General features: G+C 49.0%; 14 protein-coding genes. 8 read left to right on the top strand and 6 right to left on the bottom strand.

What is annotated here, in order from left to right; all coding sequences use genetic code 11:
- Positions 1-608: 608 nt before the first annotated feature.
- Positions 609-1,313, bottom strand: coding sequence for a GNAT family N-acetyltransferase (locus WH37_RS28000; protein WP_046233960.1), 705 nt, complete (start codon positions 1,311-1,313; stop codon positions 609-611).
- A gap of 404 nt (positions 1,314-1,717) precedes the next feature.
- Here WH37_RS28000 and WH37_RS27995 point away from each other — a divergent pair, with 404 nt between their 5' ends.
- Together WH37_RS27995 and WH37_RS27990 are read left to right on the top strand one after the other, a co-directional pair.
- Positions 1,718-3,430, top strand: a complete 1,713-nt coding sequence (locus tag WH37_RS27995) for an ABC transporter ATP-binding protein (RefSeq protein WP_046233959.1) — start codon at positions 1,718-1,720, stop codon at positions 3,428-3,430.
- Positions 3,431-3,587: 157 nt separating this feature from the next.
- Positions 3,588-3,998 (top strand): GNAT family N-acetyltransferase, encoded by a 411-nt coding sequence (locus WH37_RS27990; RefSeq protein WP_046233958.1) that lies wholly within the window; start codon positions 3,588-3,590, stop codon positions 3,996-3,998.
- Between the two features lie 90 nt (positions 3,999-4,088).
- On the opposite strand, the gene WH37_RS27985 is transcribed toward WH37_RS27990, so the two are convergent.
- Complete coding sequence (locus WH37_RS27985) at positions 4,089-5,171, bottom strand: M23 family metallopeptidase (RefSeq protein WP_231594397.1); 1,083 nt, start codon at positions 5,169-5,171, stop codon at positions 4,089-4,091.
- Positions 5,172-5,393: 222 nt separating this feature from the next.
- Here WH37_RS27985 and WH37_RS27980 point away from each other — a divergent pair, with 222 nt between their 5' ends.
- The 4 genes from WH37_RS27980 (at position 5,394) to WH37_RS27965 (ending at position 10,678) form a co-directional block, all read left to right on the top strand.
- Positions 5,394-6,155 (top strand): response regulator transcription factor, encoded by a 762-nt coding sequence (locus WH37_RS27980; RefSeq protein ID WP_046233957.1) that lies wholly within the window; start codon positions 5,394-5,396, stop codon positions 6,153-6,155.
- A complete protein-coding gene (locus tag WH37_RS27975; RefSeq protein ID WP_046233956.1) occupies positions 6,152-7,951 on the top strand; it encodes a sensor histidine kinase in 1,800 nt (599 codons plus the stop codon). The genes WH37_RS27980 and WH37_RS27975 overlap by 4 nt, the downstream gene beginning before the upstream one ends.
- Before the next feature lie 423 nt (positions 7,952-8,374).
- On the top strand, positions 8,375-9,634 hold the full coding sequence (locus WH37_RS27970; protein ID WP_046233955.1) for a Glu/Leu/Phe/Val family dehydrogenase: 1,260 nt from the start codon (positions 8,375-8,377) through the stop codon (positions 9,632-9,634).
- A gap of 66 nt (positions 9,635-9,700) precedes the next feature.
- Entirely contained in the window at positions 9,701-10,678 is a 978-nt protein-coding gene (locus WH37_RS27965) for a diaminopimelate dehydrogenase (RefSeq protein WP_046233954.1), read from the top strand.
- 188 nt (positions 10,679-10,866) lie between these two features.
- On the opposite strand, the gene WH37_RS27960 is transcribed toward WH37_RS27965, so the two are convergent.
- From WH37_RS27960 to WH37_RS27940, 4 genes are all read right to left on the bottom strand, one after another.
- A complete protein-coding gene (locus tag WH37_RS27960; protein ID WP_046233953.1) occupies positions 10,867-11,667 on the bottom strand; it encodes an HAD family hydrolase in 801 nt (266 codons plus the stop codon).
- A gap of 73 nt (positions 11,668-11,740) precedes the next feature.
- Positions 11,741-12,469 (bottom strand): sulfotransferase family 2 domain-containing protein, encoded by a 729-nt coding sequence (locus tag WH37_RS27955; RefSeq protein WP_046233952.1) that lies wholly within the window; start codon positions 12,467-12,469, stop codon positions 11,741-11,743.
- A 42-nt stretch (positions 12,470-12,511) separates the two neighbouring features.
- Positions 12,512-13,114 (bottom strand): adenylyl-sulfate kinase, encoded by a 603-nt coding sequence (gene cysC, locus WH37_RS27950; RefSeq protein ID WP_046233951.1) that lies wholly within the window; start codon positions 13,112-13,114, stop codon positions 12,512-12,514.
- A gap of 203 nt (positions 13,115-13,317) precedes the next feature.
- Positions 13,318-14,052: an SDR family oxidoreductase gene (locus WH37_RS27940; protein ID WP_046233949.1), complete on the bottom strand. Its 735-nt coding sequence runs from the start codon at positions 14,050-14,052 to the stop codon at positions 13,318-13,320.
- Between the two features lie 201 nt (positions 14,053-14,253).
- Here WH37_RS27940 and WH37_RS27935 point away from each other — a divergent pair, with 201 nt between their 5' ends.
- The gene (locus WH37_RS27935; protein WP_082111040.1) at positions 14,254-14,685 is read left to right on the top strand and encodes a winged helix-turn-helix transcriptional regulator; all 432 of its coding nucleotides are present in this window, start codon (positions 14,254-14,256) and stop codon (positions 14,683-14,685) included.
- Positions 14,672-15,610, top strand: coding sequence for an aldo/keto reductase family protein (locus tag WH37_RS27930; RefSeq protein WP_046233948.1), 939 nt, complete (start codon positions 14,672-14,674; stop codon positions 15,608-15,610). Before WH37_RS27935 ends, WH37_RS27930 begins: the two co-directional genes overlap by 14 nt.
- The last annotated feature ends 718 nt before the right edge of the window (positions 15,611-16,328 follow it).

Below are 16,328 nucleotides of genomic sequence, written 5' to 3'. Positions count from 1 at the left end.
TGCTTAATGCTTATTCGAGGCCAATCTCCTCTGACCATTCAAGGCTTAAGGAACCACAGCATGCGATTGTTGCTGAGAGCAAGTTGCAGAGAACACTGTGGCTGAGAACACGCAGCTTGGGACGCTCAACTCCTTTTTTGAAGGACTGAAATTCCGCTATTCTGGCTTTTAATCCAATTTCGGACCTTAAGCGGACAGGAGATCCGCTATTGCCTTCATAATCCTCTCAAAATGATGATGGGCAGCGCATTAGCGGCTCCTGAGTCCGCAGCCTGTGCCAAAACCAGTGATTTGGTTGAAATAGCGGCTGCTGTGTCCTCCAATTCTATCTTTGTGTCTTCGTTCAGGAGGCAAACCCCTGAAACGAGGAGCATGAAGCTGCCTTTTGGTAAGTAGGTTCACATTCATGAGGGGTGACATCCCCGGTAATAGGGGGAGTATGTTTGACGCTGGCATCTATCGGGATCTGGCTCTGGCTCGCTTACGTTTGCATACACGTCCTAGATTTTAGAAAGAAACGATATCAGGTTTTAAGAAAAGTAAAAGCGCCTTGAACAGGCGCTTTTATCTAAAAATATTGTGGGATCACAATTCTGTTTTCTTCTAATTCAATTGTATTCAACTAAATCCTGCAAATTTGTCTCCATCAAAATACAATCTGCTTTTTTCTTGGAAACTCTTTTAAAGCCGCATTTTTCATAGTATTTCGCAAGCCTTGCTTGACTTTTAAAAGTCTCTTTCTTTTTAGAGAGAGTGGATTGCATTGGTTTTGCAATTAAGAATACCATCCCATTTGCGTTTCTAATAAGATGTTTAAAAGTATACTGAATTAAATTAATGCCTGTGTGTTGTCCCCGAAACTTTGGGTGTACATCGATCCGTTCTATATAGAATAGACTTCCAAATGAAAATGGATCATCATATAAATCTTGCTCCTCGATCTCATCGGCTCGGCTGCCTATAACACAATGGTCTCCATCCAGTGTGTCTAACCACATGAACCAAGAATCTTCCATGTTTTCTTTCCATTCAGCTGGAAATTCAGTAATGCTGATTTTCGCAATAACTAATTCGTTACTTTCGTCATCTAAATAATATTCGGCTTTCAGTTTTTCTTCTATATCTTGCTCCTTTGTTTCGTCTAATATCATATCTAAAGATGCTACTAATTTAATACCATGCCTAATAGGTGAGAAATCATAATTTTCTTCAAATTCGGGATATTCTAGATATTCATTGAAAGTTCTGTGAGTAACCGATGTGTACAACTGAATTCTGTTATTTTTTGAGTCTGTCATATCAAGAGTGAACATGTCTAACCCTCCTTTGGATAAAAGTGTTATAACAGATAAATATTATAAGTGTTATTAATAGAAATTGGAAGTTTAACTATTAAGAAAATCTCTTTTGGGAGTTAATGAAACTGAAATTGAAAAATACTGAAGGGTTAAAAGCAAACCATCGAAAAATTCTTAAACAGTTGGTTTAGGAAATATAAATAAATACAAAGGAACCTGGAAGTCCAACCTTTCTCGTAGTGGCAACCTTGGTTCCAATCTAACAGGCAGGTAAGAATGAATAAATAAATGAATTGAGGAGTGTTTTGGACCGCATTTCTTAAATCGTCCAAGCGAACCTGCAATAAACCATTGTCTCCCAACGCTGTTTTCTATATATTTTTAAAGAGACAGATGATAAGGGGGATTGGAGCAAGCTGATGATACGTCGTTTTTTTTCTTATTACCAGCCTTATAGAGGGTTGTTCATGCTGGATTTTGGCTGTGCGGTGCTGGCCGGGCTGCTTGAGCTGGCTTTTCCGCTCGTCGTCAACCGGTTTGTAGATGATCTGCTGCCAAAGGGAGAATGGATGATCATCGTGTGGGCATCGTTGGGGCTGCTGGCCTTGTATGTGTTTAATACGCTTCTGTTGTTTGTCGTGAATTACTGGGGGCATATGCTGGGCATTAACATTGAGACGGATATGCGCAAAAAGCTGTTTGAGCACATCCAGAAGCTGTCCTTTAAGTTTTTCGACAATACGAAGACGGGGCATTTAATGACGCGTCTGACCAATGATATGATGCAGATCGGCGAGATGGCGCATCACGGCCCAGAGGATTTATTCATCGCCGTTATGACGCTGGCAGGCTCCTTCGTGCTGATGATGCTCATTAATTGGAAGCTGGCGGTAATGACCTTCATCGTCGTGCCAGTCATTATTTGGTTCGTTATTTATTTCAACCGCAAAATGACAACCGCTATCCATCAGCTGTATACCGATATTGGCGATTTCAATGCGCGGGTTGAGGATAATGTCGGCGGTATTCGCGTCGTTCAGGCATTTGCTAATGAGTCGTATGAGAAGGAGCAGTTCAACACGAACAACAGCCGTTTCCGTCTGACGAAGCTGCTTAGCTACAAGCTTATATCGCAAAACGGAACGATCAGCTACATGATGATGCGGTTGGTTACGGTTTTCGTCATGGTATGCGGCACTTGGTTTGTTATTCAGAACGAGCTGACGTACGGCGAATTTATCGGATTTTTGCTGCTGACGAACGTCTTCTTTAAGCCGATTGAGAAAATTAATGCCATTATTGAAAGCTATCCGCAAGGCTTTGCTGGCTTCAAGCGCTATGTGGAGCTGCTCGATATTGAGCCGGATATTGCAGATGCCCCGGACGCGGTAGCGATGGGTGAGCTTAAGCGTGATATTCGTTTCCAAAATGTATCCTTCGGCTATGAAGGCGAAGAGAAGGTACTCAGCAACATTAGCCTCACCGTGGGCAAAGGAGAAACGGTCGCTTTTGTCGGGCCTTCTGGTGCGGGGAAAACGACGCTATGCAGCCTGCTGCCGCGCTTTTACGAGCTGAATGAAGGCTCCATTACCGTGGACGGCGTCGATATTCGTCAGATCAAGCTGCAATCGCTGCGCAGCCAAATTGGCATTGTGCAGCAGGATGTATTTTTGTTCTCGGGCTCGATTCGTGAAAATATTCTCTACGGCAAGCTAAGTGCCACAGAGGATGAAATCTGGGAAGCCGCTCGAAGAGCGCGTCTGGATGATTTTATTCGCACGCAGCCGGAAGGGCTGGATACGGTCATTGGCGAGCGCGGGGTCAAGCTGTCCGGCGGGCAGAAGCAGCGGATGTCGATTGCGAGAATGTTCTTGAAAAATCCGCCGATTCTTATTTTGGATGAAGCAACGTCGGCGCTTGATACAGAGACGGAGCTGATTATTCAGCAGTCGCTGGCTGAGCTGTCGGAGGGCCGGACGACGCTCGTTATTGCGCACCGATTAGCAACGATCAAAAACGCTGACCGCATCGTCGTCGTTACTCCGCAAGGGATTGAGGAGCAGGGCCGTCACGAGGAGCTTGTTCACCAAGGCGGCATTTACAGCAGGCTCCATCAGGCACAGTTTGGTTAATGGCTGAAGCAGACCAAGAGAAAAGCAGTTCTCTCGATCTGCTTTTTTGTTTGTATAGTGGGACAAGTAGAGTGTTCAGAATCAGTTCAGATTTATTTTTATAATGAATAGTAAGAAGTTTGCAGAAGATTGTACGCTCAAAGAGGTGATGGAGCAGATGATAATAAAAATAGCGCTCGTATCCGATGCCGAAGCAATCATCGCGCTGAAGCAAGTGGCGAGCAGAGGAAAGGTCGGCCGATTCGGCAGGTATAGGCTGGAGCCTTATATTTCGTCCTTGGCGGCTATAAGGGAGCAGTTCCAAGACCATATTTTTCTCAAAGCGGTTGTGGATGGCGATGCCATTGTCGGTTCGATTCACTTGCATGTGCGAGGGGGCGTTCCTTATATTGGCGGGCTGACCGTACATCCGGAATACGTGGACAGAGGCGTAGGAGGGCAGCTGATGCTTGAGGCGGAATCGCTTTTCGAGATGGGGCAGCAGCTCGATCCCCCTACGCCGTTTCAGGAGGGGCCGGACTACCGCAAGACGACATTCGTATACAAACGTTTAATTCGGTTTAATTGAAAATCAGGAGAAAAGAAAAACGAGAAACAAAAAACGGCTGCAAGCAGTGTCTGAGAAGACCGATGCTCGCAGCGGTTTTATTATGTTTACTTATTCAGCGGTGCCAATCGTTTCCCCCTGCACAGGCTTAATGCCGCCTTCCCATTTGACCGCAATAGCGAGGGAGGTGAACAAATCCTTCCCGTCGGACAGCTGAAAATGCAGATGGGCCTCGCTGGAGTTGCCGGAATTGCCCGTCTGTCCAATGACATCGCCTTTGCTGACCTTGTCGCCTGGCTTTACAGTTGCTGAACCTTTTTTCATATGGGCGAGATAGCTGTATTCGCCTCCATGATCAATGACAACCACATTGCCGGCAGGCGCCTTTTCATTCATGACGCCAACGGGCTCGTTATCGGCAATATCGTTAACAACCGATACGACCGTACCGTCCGCAGGGGCGATAATATCCTCGCCAAATGCGAAGTAGCTTTCATTTTTCAAAGGATCGCCTTCATAGGAATAACCGTCCTTCGCCTTCACAAAATCATAGGCGTACCGCTGGCTCTCATATTCATAGTGATAATTGACCATCGCATTGTTTCCGCCCCAAATGACAAGCCATTCCCCGCGAAACGGCAGACTGTAACTGTTTTTGGTCAGTATGCTGTCTGTTTCCGATGCAGGGGTGAGCTCCTTTACTTGAAGCCCGAGAATCGTGCCTTCCGTATCAAAAATGCCAACAATTCCCTTGTTTCCAGAATCGCTCACCCATGTTCGCTGTTCAGCGCCGCTTTTGTTCAAAATGGAGGATTTTTCGAGCGATTTCACGCCACTCATAAAGGACTCGGCCATTTTTATAAAATCAGCCTCGCTAATCTGTTCCTTGAACGGAGCGCTAAAGCGCTCATAAATCCCTTTATAATTGCCAGCAAGCAGTGCCTCTGGCAATTGCTCCGGCGTTACCGGCGCTTCACTTGGATTTGCTGCTGACTCCGTCGCAGCTGGCGGATTTGAGGCAACACTTTCTGCCGGATTAGCAGCTCCGGCGGAATTTGTTGCCCCGCTATTGCTCGTTGCCGCTGTATCCCCGCCCCCGCATGCGGTTAAAATCACGGCAAGCGTGCCGATTGCAGCAGCTATTTTAACCGAAGTGCCGCCTTGTTTAATCATCTTAAATGATGGTTTCTTCATTTCTATCTCCTCCTCTATATTCCTATCGTCTATAACTCTATAGTAGCAATCCACTCTTAGCTGCTATGAAACGGCGGCTTAACGCTGTCTTAACTTTCAGCAACAGGCTGGTGTGACGAATTAAGCTTCTGTTAAGACGGCCTAGCGTATTTAATCAGGGCTATCATGCTATGATGGAGAAATAGCATAAATACAGCACAGATAATGAAAGGAGGCGGCGTAGTGGAGAATGCAGCGATTTTGCTTGTGGATGATGAACAGGCGCTGCTGGAGCTGTTGCAGACGGTGCTGCGCAAGGAAGGCTACACGAATATTGACAGCGCTGGAACGGGAGAAGCGGCGATTGCCGCCTGTACGGCGAAAAAATATGATTTAATCGTTTTGGATGTGATGCTGCCGGGGCGCAGCGGAATCGAGGTATGTCCGTTTATCCGGCAGACGACGGATGCTCCGATTTTATTTTTGAGCGCACGCACTTCCGATTTCGACAAGCTGACTGGCTTTGCCATCGGAGGTGACGACTATATTACGAAGCCCTTTAATCCGCTTGAGGTAGTAGCGCGTATAAGGGCGCAGCTGCGGCGGTATTTTGGCGCGTCCACTCAAGTAAATGGTGGCAGAGCTGCGGAGATGGAGCGGGGACAAGCCCATGCCAGCCCTATTTTTGATTATGGACGATTTAAGGTGGATGAAGCGGCGGGCGAGCTGACGGTGGAAGGGCAAGCGGTTGCCTGCCCGGCGCTAGTGTTTCAACTGCTGCTGTTTCTATGTAAAAACCCGAACCGGATTTTCAGCAAAAGCGAGCTGTACGAGAAGGTTTGGGGCGACGACGCCTTTAGCGACGACAATACCGTCATGGTTCATATTCACCGTATTCGGGAACGGATTGAAGCCGACCCTTCCAATCCGCAATTAATCGTCAATGTGAGGGGGCTTGGCTACAAGCTCGTTCAAGGCCTGCCGAGGGAGAATATCCCACGATGAACATGAAGCGCCAATTGACGTTGAGGTTTATCCTCCAGCTGGCGGTAGCCGGGACCATTGTATTGCTCATGTCCGCTGTTGCGGTGATCTGGATGCTGCAAAAGTTTAACGAAATTAGCATTACGCGTGATTTTGCTAGCGTTGGGCTGGAGAGGCTAGTTGAATCGTCGGAGCTTGGAGCAGAGGGGATTCGGTTTGATCCGAGCCTGCTGAAGCAGGTGAAGGAAAATGGCGGCTGGCTGCAAAGCCTGGATGAGAAGGGGCAGGTGGAAAGCTCCTATAATACGCCTGCGGATGTTCCCAAGCAATATGGGCCGGGTGAGCTTGTCGCTTATTGGACAGGGAAGCAGCCGTTTGCTTACCATTTGGCAATATGGATCGAGCAGAAGGACGGGAGGCTGTACACGCTCGTTTATGGCGCGCCGAATATCATTCAACCTCTATTAACGCAGGTGAGCGATGGCGGATTTGCAGCTCAAGGCGGGCAGCTGTTACTTCCTGATGCGATGGCATACGAGCTTAGGCAAGGTCAAGTGTTCGTGCAACTGCTGGATCGGGCAGGCACGGAGCTTGCCTCATACAATAAGCCGGATGCCATTCCGGGGCAATATTCCGTTCAGGAACTGGTACTCCGGACGCTCTACTCCGACAGGTACGGCTACCTCATTCAATCTTCCTATAATGAACAGACGAAGCAGACATGGATTGTTGGGCAAAAAAATGCCGGAACAGCGGCGACGGGCAAAGAGCCGCTCATTCCGGCCGAAGCGCAAATTGTCATCATTGGCGTCATTGCGATGTTTGCCGCGATGCTGATCCTGTTCCTGCTGCTGTCTCTGTGGCAGGCGCGCCGGTTTGGCGCACCTTTGCTGCATATGCTGGTGTGGCTGGATGCCATCGGCAATGCCGTTTATCAAGAGCCGCTGGATCGCAAGGGCTTGTCGCGCAGCCGGATGCCTTCTGGCAAATGGCGGCGGCGATACCGTGTTTTCGCCGATGTCATTTTATCCATTGATAAGCTGTCTGCTGCTTTGCAGCGCGAGCAGGAGCTGCGGAAGCAGACGGAAAGCTTGCGCGAGGAATGGATTGCGGGAGTTACCCATGATTTGAAGACGCCTTTGTCCTCCATTACGGGCTACGCCCATTTACTCGCGGAGCCCAAGTATGAATGGTCACAGGCGGATGTGCGCAAATTTTCAGAAACGATGCTTGATAAATCGGCTCATATGGATATGCTGATCAGCGATCTGGCGATGACGTATCGATTGAAGACGGGGATTTTACCTCCTGAGGTTGAAGAAGTAGAATTGAATGCCTGGCTGCGAGATACGCTGCAGCTAGCGGCAGATGATCCACTGTTTGGTAAAGGTCGAATCAGGTACCAAGCGTCGGCGCAGAAAGCTGTGCTGGTTCAGCTCTATACTCCTTGGCTGGAGCGTGTCGTTAACAACATTACAGCAAATGCGCTTCTGCATAATTCGCCGGATACCGTTCTAACCGTCTCGTTGATCATTTCGGATGAGAAGAGGAATAGAGGCGTGACGATCGAATTTGCCGACAATGGCGGTGGAATGGACGAGAATACGCTGAATCGGCTGTTTGAACGATATTATCGTGGCACAGATACCGCCTCCTCGCCGAATGGCTCGGGCCTCGGGATGGCGATTGCCAAAGGGCTGACAGAAGCGATGGGCGGAAAAATCACGGTCGTGACTACGCCTGGACAAGGTACGATCATTCGGCTCAATTGGAGCGATATCAAGGTGAGGGCAGATGGTGCGGGGCTGGATGCATAAAGCATCCAGCGTTTCTTTTTAGGCGACCACTACTCTTGTTACCTATTATATCCTTTTCATGTGATAATGAGTGTCATAAAAACAATGGGATAAGCTTATGAATGGCTGGAAAGGAAAAATGAAGTGGCAGAAAACCTGCCTTATTTTTATTTTCAGGGCTAAAATCCGAGTTTTGACACAAAATTTCGGATTTATATATCAATTGATGTCATATGTCATTTCTTATAACTTTTAAAGAAACCTAACGTTACAATGGACGATTTGAATAATTTTTTGCATTATTATCAAGAAAATTCTTTTAATATGCAGGTGAAAAAGGTAAAATGAAAAAAACCCATTGTCGGTGCAATTCGATAATGCGCGGTCGCGGTAAAGCGGCAGTTTTAATGCATACCAAATTAGAGTGAAGGAATGATTTCGAGAATGACAGTCGCTGTTGCAGAAGAAACATTAAACCCTTATAAAATTGCCCAGCAGCAAATCGATACGGCGGTCGCCCATCTTAAGCTGCCTGAGCATGTGACACAAATTTTGAAGCATCCGATGCGTGTGTTGTCGGTCAACTTCCCGGTTCGGATGGACGATGGTACCGTACAGGTTTTTGAAGGCTACCGTTCCCAGCACAATGATGCGATTGGGCCAACTAAAGGCGGCATTCGTTTTCACCCGGACGTTACGCTTGATGAAGTTAAAGCACTGTCGATGTGGATGAGCTTCAAATGTGGCGTTGTTGGCTTGCCTTATGGCGGCGGCAAAGGCGGCGTTATCTGTGATCCTCGCAAGCTGAGCAAAGGCGAGCTGGAACGCGTAAGCCGCGCATTTATGGAAGCTATTGCTGACTTTGTCGGACCGGATAAAGATATTCCTGCACCAGACGTGTATACGACGCCGCAAATTATGGGCTGGATGATGGACACGTACAGCAAGATGAAGGGCAAATATTCCCCAGGTGTCATTACAGGCAAGCCGCTTATTATCGGCGGTTCCAAAGGCCGTAATGAAGCGACGGCGCAAGGCTGCGTTTATACGATTTTGGCAGCGCTCAAGGATCAGCATCTTCCGGTACAAAATGCGACCGCAGCCGTTCAAGGCTTCGGCAACGCAGGAAGAATCGCAGCGCGTCTGCTTAGCGAAGCAGGCTGCAAAATCGTCGCGATCAGCGATTCGCGCGGTGGTATTTACGATCCGAATGGCCTGGACATTGATCAAATTTCGAACCTTAAGGACAATGCCTCCATTTTGGACTATGGTGAATCCTTCGTCATTTCCAACGAAGCTTTGCTGGAGCTTGATGTTGATATTTTGGTACCAGCTGCACTGGAAAATGTCATTACAGCTGCGAATGCAGACCGCATTCAAGCGAAAATCATCGCTGAAGCAGCCAATGGCCCAACGACGCCGGAAGCAGACCGCGTCCTGTTCCAGAAGGGCATCGTTGTTATTCCTGACGTCCTAGCAAATGCAGGCGGCGTAACAGTATCCTATTTTGAATGGGTACAGAACCTGATGAACTACTACTGGAGCGAGGCTGAAGTGCTGGAGAAGCTTGAAACGAACATGATCCAGTCGTACGTGGCCGTTCGTGATTTGGCGAAAGAGCACAGCACCGATCTTCGTACAGCGGCTTATATGATTTCCATCAAGCGTATCGCTGCAGCAATGGAAGCAAGAGGCTGGGTGTAGAACGGACTTCCGTTCCCAATCTGCTTGCAATCATTTTTACAATTTATAAAAAAGGTGGCGATACACATGGCTGAACAAATTCGCATTGGCATCGTAGGTTACGGCAACTTGGGCCGCGGCGTGGAGCTTGCCATCAAACAAAGTCCAGACCTTCGTCTGGACGCTATCTTTACACGCAGAAATCCGGATTCCATTCCGTCTGAGACGAAAGCTTATTCCATCGAAGACGCAGAAAAATTTATTGGCGACATTGACGTCATGATTTTGTGCGGCGGCTCGGCAACAGACCTGCCAGAGCAGGGGCCTGCTTTTGCCCGTCTGTTCCACACGGTTGACAGCTTTGATACGCATGCTCGCATTCCGGAATATTTTGAGCAGGTGGATGCAGCTGCGAAAGCAAGCGGCAAAATCAGCGTGATTTCCACAGGCTGGGATCCGGGCTTGTTCTCCCTTAGCCGTCTGCTGGCGGAAGCGATTTTGCCAGAGGGCAAGGAGTATACGTTCTGGGGCAAAGGGGTTAGCCAAGGCCACTCCGATGCGATTCGCCGTGTCAATGGCGTGAAGAACGGCGTGCAATATACGATTCCCGTTGAAGAAGCGGTCAATCGTGTACGGAGCGGGGAAAATCCTGAGCTCACAACGCGTGAGAAGCATCTTAGAGAATGCTATATCGTAGCAGAAGAAGGCGCGAATCAAGAAGCAATTGCCGATGAAATCCGCAATATGCCGAACTATTTTGCCGACTATGATACGGTTGTGCATTTCGTAGACGAAGCGACGCTGAAAGCAGAGCATTCCGCAATGCCGCATGGCGGCACGGTACTGCGCAGCGGCAAAACCGGAGCAAACAGCACACAAATTATTGAGTTCGGGCTGACGCTGGACAGCAATCCTGAGTTCACAGCGAGCGTGCTTGTCGCTTATGCGAGAGCAGCCTACAAGCTTGCTCAAGAAGGTGGAGCTGGCGCGAAAACCGTCTTTGATATTCCGTTCGGCCTTCTGTCGCCGAAATCCGCAGCGCAGCTGCGTAAGGAATTGCTGTAGTTCGTTCCAAATCAAACTAGCTTGCTTTGATTTTACTAGTTATTAACGATATAAAAGACAAACAAGCCGTCCTTTCAGCAGTTCATTCTGCGGAGGGGCGGCTTGTTTTTGCTATATTGGCATGGAACAGCTGAATTGCGGATACCTTGGTGGAATCGTTGGCCGATCGTCTCCTTCTTCAATGAGGTCTATTGTTCAGACAAAATGCCCATTTTCACCAGCTGCTCCTGCAAATCCGTATAACCAGACATGATGTAGGCAGGAGCGTGCTCCGTTAACGGCTGCACTTGGCGGTGGTTGAACCAGATCGAGATCCATCCCGCTTGCAGGGCGCCTACTACATCATTGTTCCAGGAGTCGCCGATGTAGAGGCTGTTCGCTGGGAGCGTGCCTGTCCGCTCATTCACGAGCTTGAAAATCCGTGGGTCGGGTTTGTCCCAGCCCACTTCGCCGGAAATGAACTGGCGGTCACGCGGGATCAGATGATCGATATCCATCGCTTCGATTTTGCGGCGCTGATGGCTGCCAGCTCCGTTGGTAATAAGGCCAACGATATACCCGGCTTTCACAAGCCGCTCCAGCATTTCTTTTGCCCCCGGAAACATCACGATGTCGTATTGGCAGCCAATATAGGCAGCCTGCATCGCTGCGGCCTGCTCGTCCGTAAGCGCTGCGTCAAACTCGCCTAGCGCCAGCTGGAAGCGGCGCGTCCGCATCAGCTCCGTCGCAGCCCCAGCTTCCAGTGCGCCAGCGCCGCCCATTTGCTCGGACAGCACATCGCTGTAATGCCGCATGCGTCGGTAGGCTGCTTCATAGGGGAAGGCTTCGCCGAGCTGAAGTACTTCTTTTACCGCTTTCGTGAAAGGGGGCAAATGGTCATACAGCGTATCATCCACATCGAAAAAAATACCTTTTACAGAGGGAGTTTTAGGCCGGTTTTCTGCTGCAGGGGTATCTGCGAATCTAGTATTTAAGGTGTGATCTTCCATAGCTAGTTCTCTCCCGTTTTCATCTATTTCGTTGTCAGTTCCTCTAATAGTAACCCAATCCGTCCCGGACTTGCTAGCAGCAATTGCGTTTATACAGGCGAAGCTCCTTCTGGGAGTCAGGCGAAAGCGCATGAATTTTTTTCAGCAGAAGCTGGCGGGCAAAAGAGTACAGCTCCATATCACTGGCATTTTTCCTTTGGATCTTGTGGATGATATCGCTTGTCATTGCTGTTTTAGGCGGGCGGTTTTTGTTGACATTTAGTTTCGAATAAACCTTCGGCTCCCAGCCCATTGCTTTCATAAACAAAAATTGCGATTCCGCATACAGCTCCGTAATACCCACAAACGACACATGCTGCTCCAAATTTCTTTTCGCCAAGCTTAAATCAGGGGCTGTGTCGAATAACTGTCCGGTCAGAAATCTGGTTTGCAAATTGACGTATTCGGACTCAAAATTCGGATTGTTTATGAAATCCTCGAACGTGAGGTTAGGATTGTAGCTGATGAGATAACGCGGATTTTTATATTTAAAATAAAAAAAAGAAGCAATTTGATCTACCGGATCACGCAGCATCGTCACATATTGGCAGGGTCGGGCAACGGAACGATGGAGACCAAAGGGGAGGTGGCCGCAGATTGCGTCGGCCTGGTTTAGCGTTTGCAGGAGCAAATCGGGTTTGGCTGCTACTTGAAAATAATAGACGGTGTTTGGACAATGCTCCATAATCGCCTGGGTAAAGGACGTACCTCCGGTTTTCGGAATGTGTATATAAAGCAGCAAGGGGTTAGAGTCTGTTTTCATTATTTTACACCTCATTCATAAAAAATTAGCTGGAGCTGACGCCTATAAGCAGCCGTTGTCCCTTAAATAATCCAGAATGAGGCGGACGGATTCATTAGGCGTATGCTTATCGCTTGCGATGATGATTTCGGGCTGGACCGGTGCTTCGTAGATGGAGGAAATACCTGTGAAATCGGGGATTTTACCGGCGCGAGCTTTTTTGTACAAGCCCTTCGGGTCTCGGCGCTCGCATTCTACAAGCGGGCATTTAACATAAATCTCAATAAACTCGTCCTCGGAAAAAGAGGATCTGACCCGCTCGCGATCGGCCCGGTAGGGGGAGATGGCAGCGACCAATACAATCAGTCCGGCATCGACGAACAGCCGAGCGGCTTCGCCAATGCGGCGGACATTTTCGCTGCGATCCTGCTGGCTGAAGCCGAGTCCCTGATTTAAGCCAAGCCGAAGATTGTCCCCATCCAAAACATAGCTGTGCATATGGCGCTTAAACAGCTCATGTTCTACTTCGGAAGCCAAAGTCGATTTGCCGGAGCCCGATAAACCGGTAAACCATAGCACGCAGCTTTTATGCCCATTCAGTTGATGTCGGTCTTCCTTGCTTACTTTGGACGAATGCCGCACTATAGGGGGCGTTTCATGTTTCATATTTCCACTTCACTTCCGGAGGGCGCTACGGTCCTTTTTGTACTAAAATATGTTGTCCTGCAACAATCGTTCGTACAAAAACACAAAATCAGGCACAGTGGCCTGTGCCTGATTTTATTTGGGCGGAGCTGCCCGTTTCTGCCCGGACTTGTTGTCCGGACACATGGTCTGGTTCATCTGCTATCCCATTTAAGCTATAAGGACTAGCGCAGCAAATAGCCGCCGTCGGGATGCAAGGTCGTGCCTGTCGTGTAGCTGTTCGTCATTAAATAGACAACCGTATGAGCGGCTTCCGCTGCTTTTCCAACTCGGCCCAGCACATTCATATCCGTGTAAGCATTGTAGGAGGCATCGCGGGTTGCCTGCTCGGCGCCCTCCCAATTGAACGCCGTATAAATCGTGCCTGGCGAGATGACATTCGCTCTGATTTTCTTCGGTGCCAGCTCGACAGCGAGTGCCTTTCCCAAGCTTTCAATTGCGCCGTTGCAGGCGGCATAGGATGCTCCATCCGTCAGCGGCCGCTGGCTGAATGCGCCTGACATGAGCACGATGGAGCCGGCCGGATGAAGATAAGGAAGCGCGAATTTCACCGCATAATATTGCGGCCAGAACTTCGCCTTGAAGCAGCTTTCCGCTGTCGCTTCATCCGAAGTGATCGGCCCCCGCACATAAGAGGCTCCTGGGGTGAATAAGTGGTCGAAGCTGCCGATTGCCTTGAAAAATAGTTCCAGCTGGCTGTTGTCGCGATTATCCAGCGCATATGTTTCCACTTTGTCAGAGCTGAGCAGCTGACGGGCTGCTGCCAGCTTCGCTTCGGAGCGTCCGGCAATGACGACGGACGCCCCCTGTTCAAGTGCCTGGCGAGCTGTCGCCAGGCCAATTCCCGAGCTGCCGCCGATAATGACGACGCGTTGATTTTTCAAAGTTAGAGCGGTCATAGGCAAACCTCCTGAATTTTATCGATGGGCGAATATCGCCATTACCGTTATTATTGGAGAGATCATAAGCGCTGCCAAGTACGCAGTTTTTTCGTACATAGTCCGAAATTTCGTACCATCAGCCAGCGCGCGGAGGTTGGATAGCGAGTGTGCAGGATAGGCATTAAACTGGTATGATGGTAGAGAGAGGAGTAGACTGGGATGAATTTACAAGAGCCGAGATTGGCAGGAGTTATTGCAACGCTGGAAGTATTCGGAGGCAAATGGAAGCCGCTCATCCTGTTTATTTTACTCGTAGAAGGTACGAAACGGTTTGGCGAGCTGCGGCGGTTAATACCCGATGTGTCGCAAGGAACACTTGCAAAGCAGCTTCGTGAGCTGGAGGAAGACGGGCTTGTGCAGCGTGAAATATTTCAGGAAATCCCGCCCCGCGTGGAGTACAGTCTGACCGAGCATGGGCTTAGCGTGTCGGCAGTGCTGGACAGCATGTGCGGCTGGGGAAGGAAGCATGCCCGGTTTGTGAAAGAGCTGGAAACCAATAAGGCCACGGATTCCCAGCCAGAGGCATCAGCCGAGGTGAGAGGGAAGACGGACCGGACGTATGAGGAGATGAGTTCAAATGCAATTTCGTAATTTAGGAAAAAGCGGTTTGAAAGTCAGCGAGATCAGTCTGGGAAGCTGGTTGACATACGGGGGCTACGTTGAGCGCGGCAACGCCGTCAAAGCGATTGAGACCGCCTATGGATTGGGCATTAATTTTTTTGATACCGCCAATGTGTATGAGCGGGGCGAGGCCGAGAAGGTGATGGGCGAAACGCTGCGTGCGTATCCCCGCGAATCTTACGTGCTCGCAACGAAAGTGTTTGGCAAAATGGGCGATGGGCCCAATGACCAAGGGCTGTCCCGCAAGCATATTACGGAGCAGTGCCATGCGAGCCTGAAGCGTCTGGGCGCTGACTATATTGATCTTTATTACTGCCACCGCCATGATCCGAATACGCCGATGGAGGAGACGCTGCGCGCGCTGGATGATTTGGTTCGCCAGGGGAAAGTGCTGTACGTCGGCATCAGTGAATGGACAGCGGCGCAGATGGCGGAAGCGCATGCGATTGCCGACCGTTATCTGCTGGACCGCATCATAGCGAATCAGCCGATATATAATATGTTCAACCGTTACATTGAGAAGGAAGTCATTCCTTTCGGGGAGCGCAATGGCATTGGCCAAGTGGTGTTCTCGCCGCTGGCGCAAGGCTTGCTGACGGGCAAATACAGCTCGGCGAATGAGCTTCCGGCAGACAGCCGGGCAGCAAAGCTCGAAAACATGCGCAAAAATGTGACCGACGAGAAAATCGCCAAGGTGCAGCAGTTGGACAAAATCGCCTCGGAGCTTGAGCTGACGGTTGGACAGCTGGCGCTGGCCTGGATTTTACGTCAGCCGAACGTGTCCAGTGCGCTTGTGGGCGCCAGCCGCCCGGCACAGGTCGAAGAGAATGCCAAAGCGGCAGGCGTGGAGCTTAGCGCTGACGTTTTGGAGCGAATCGAGGAAATACTGGCTTAATAAATGATCGAGATTAGTGAGCAAAAATAGAGCAGGCCGCCTGGGGTTCATTCCTCAGGCGGTTTTTTAATTGGAAAGAATTCATATTCTTGTTTTTTTGGAATAACGCTATTAAAGGAAATGAAAGAATGGCTCCAAAAAAATGAAATATAAAGCAAGATCAGCGCTTAAGAATTTGAACTGTACCAAAAAAAGCATGACGGCTATATAACCTAAGCTAAACAAATAACATAGTGGCCGATTTTCTTGAATAGGGAAACTTGAAAGTTCGCCAACAATACGAAATGAAGGATTGTTCATTTTACCCCCTAAAGCTAAGCTGTGTAGATTAAAAATTATTTCATACTTATTTTGAGATTCAATAGTGCTGATTTTAAATGTATCTTTTGTAAGTAGATATTATTTTTAGTATAGATGACACACATTGACTGTAGTAGGTATTGATTTCACCTAGGATGTGTATGCAAACGGGAGTCGGCCTGCTGCGCCTTGCTTAGTGCTTATTCGAGGCCAATCTCATCAGATGATTCAAGGCCGGGGAACCGCAGCATGTGATTGTGGCTGAGACCACTCAGCTCGGGACGCTCACTCCTTTTTTGGAGGACTGAGGATCCGCTATTCTGGCTTTTGCTCAGATTTCGGGCTGTACGCGGACAGGATGTAGCTAGAATAAAAAGTGGACACAGCATTAAGGAACGCCTAATAATAGACGTAACGA

It is taken from the genome of Paenibacillus algorifonticola, from assembly GCF_000971975.1.
GTDB lineage: Bacteria > Bacillota > Bacilli > Paenibacillales > Paenibacillaceae > Pristimantibacillus > Pristimantibacillus algorifonticola.
The sequence above is the reverse complement of the archived record's forward strand: the minus strand, read 5'-3'. Positions and strand labels throughout refer to the sequence as shown.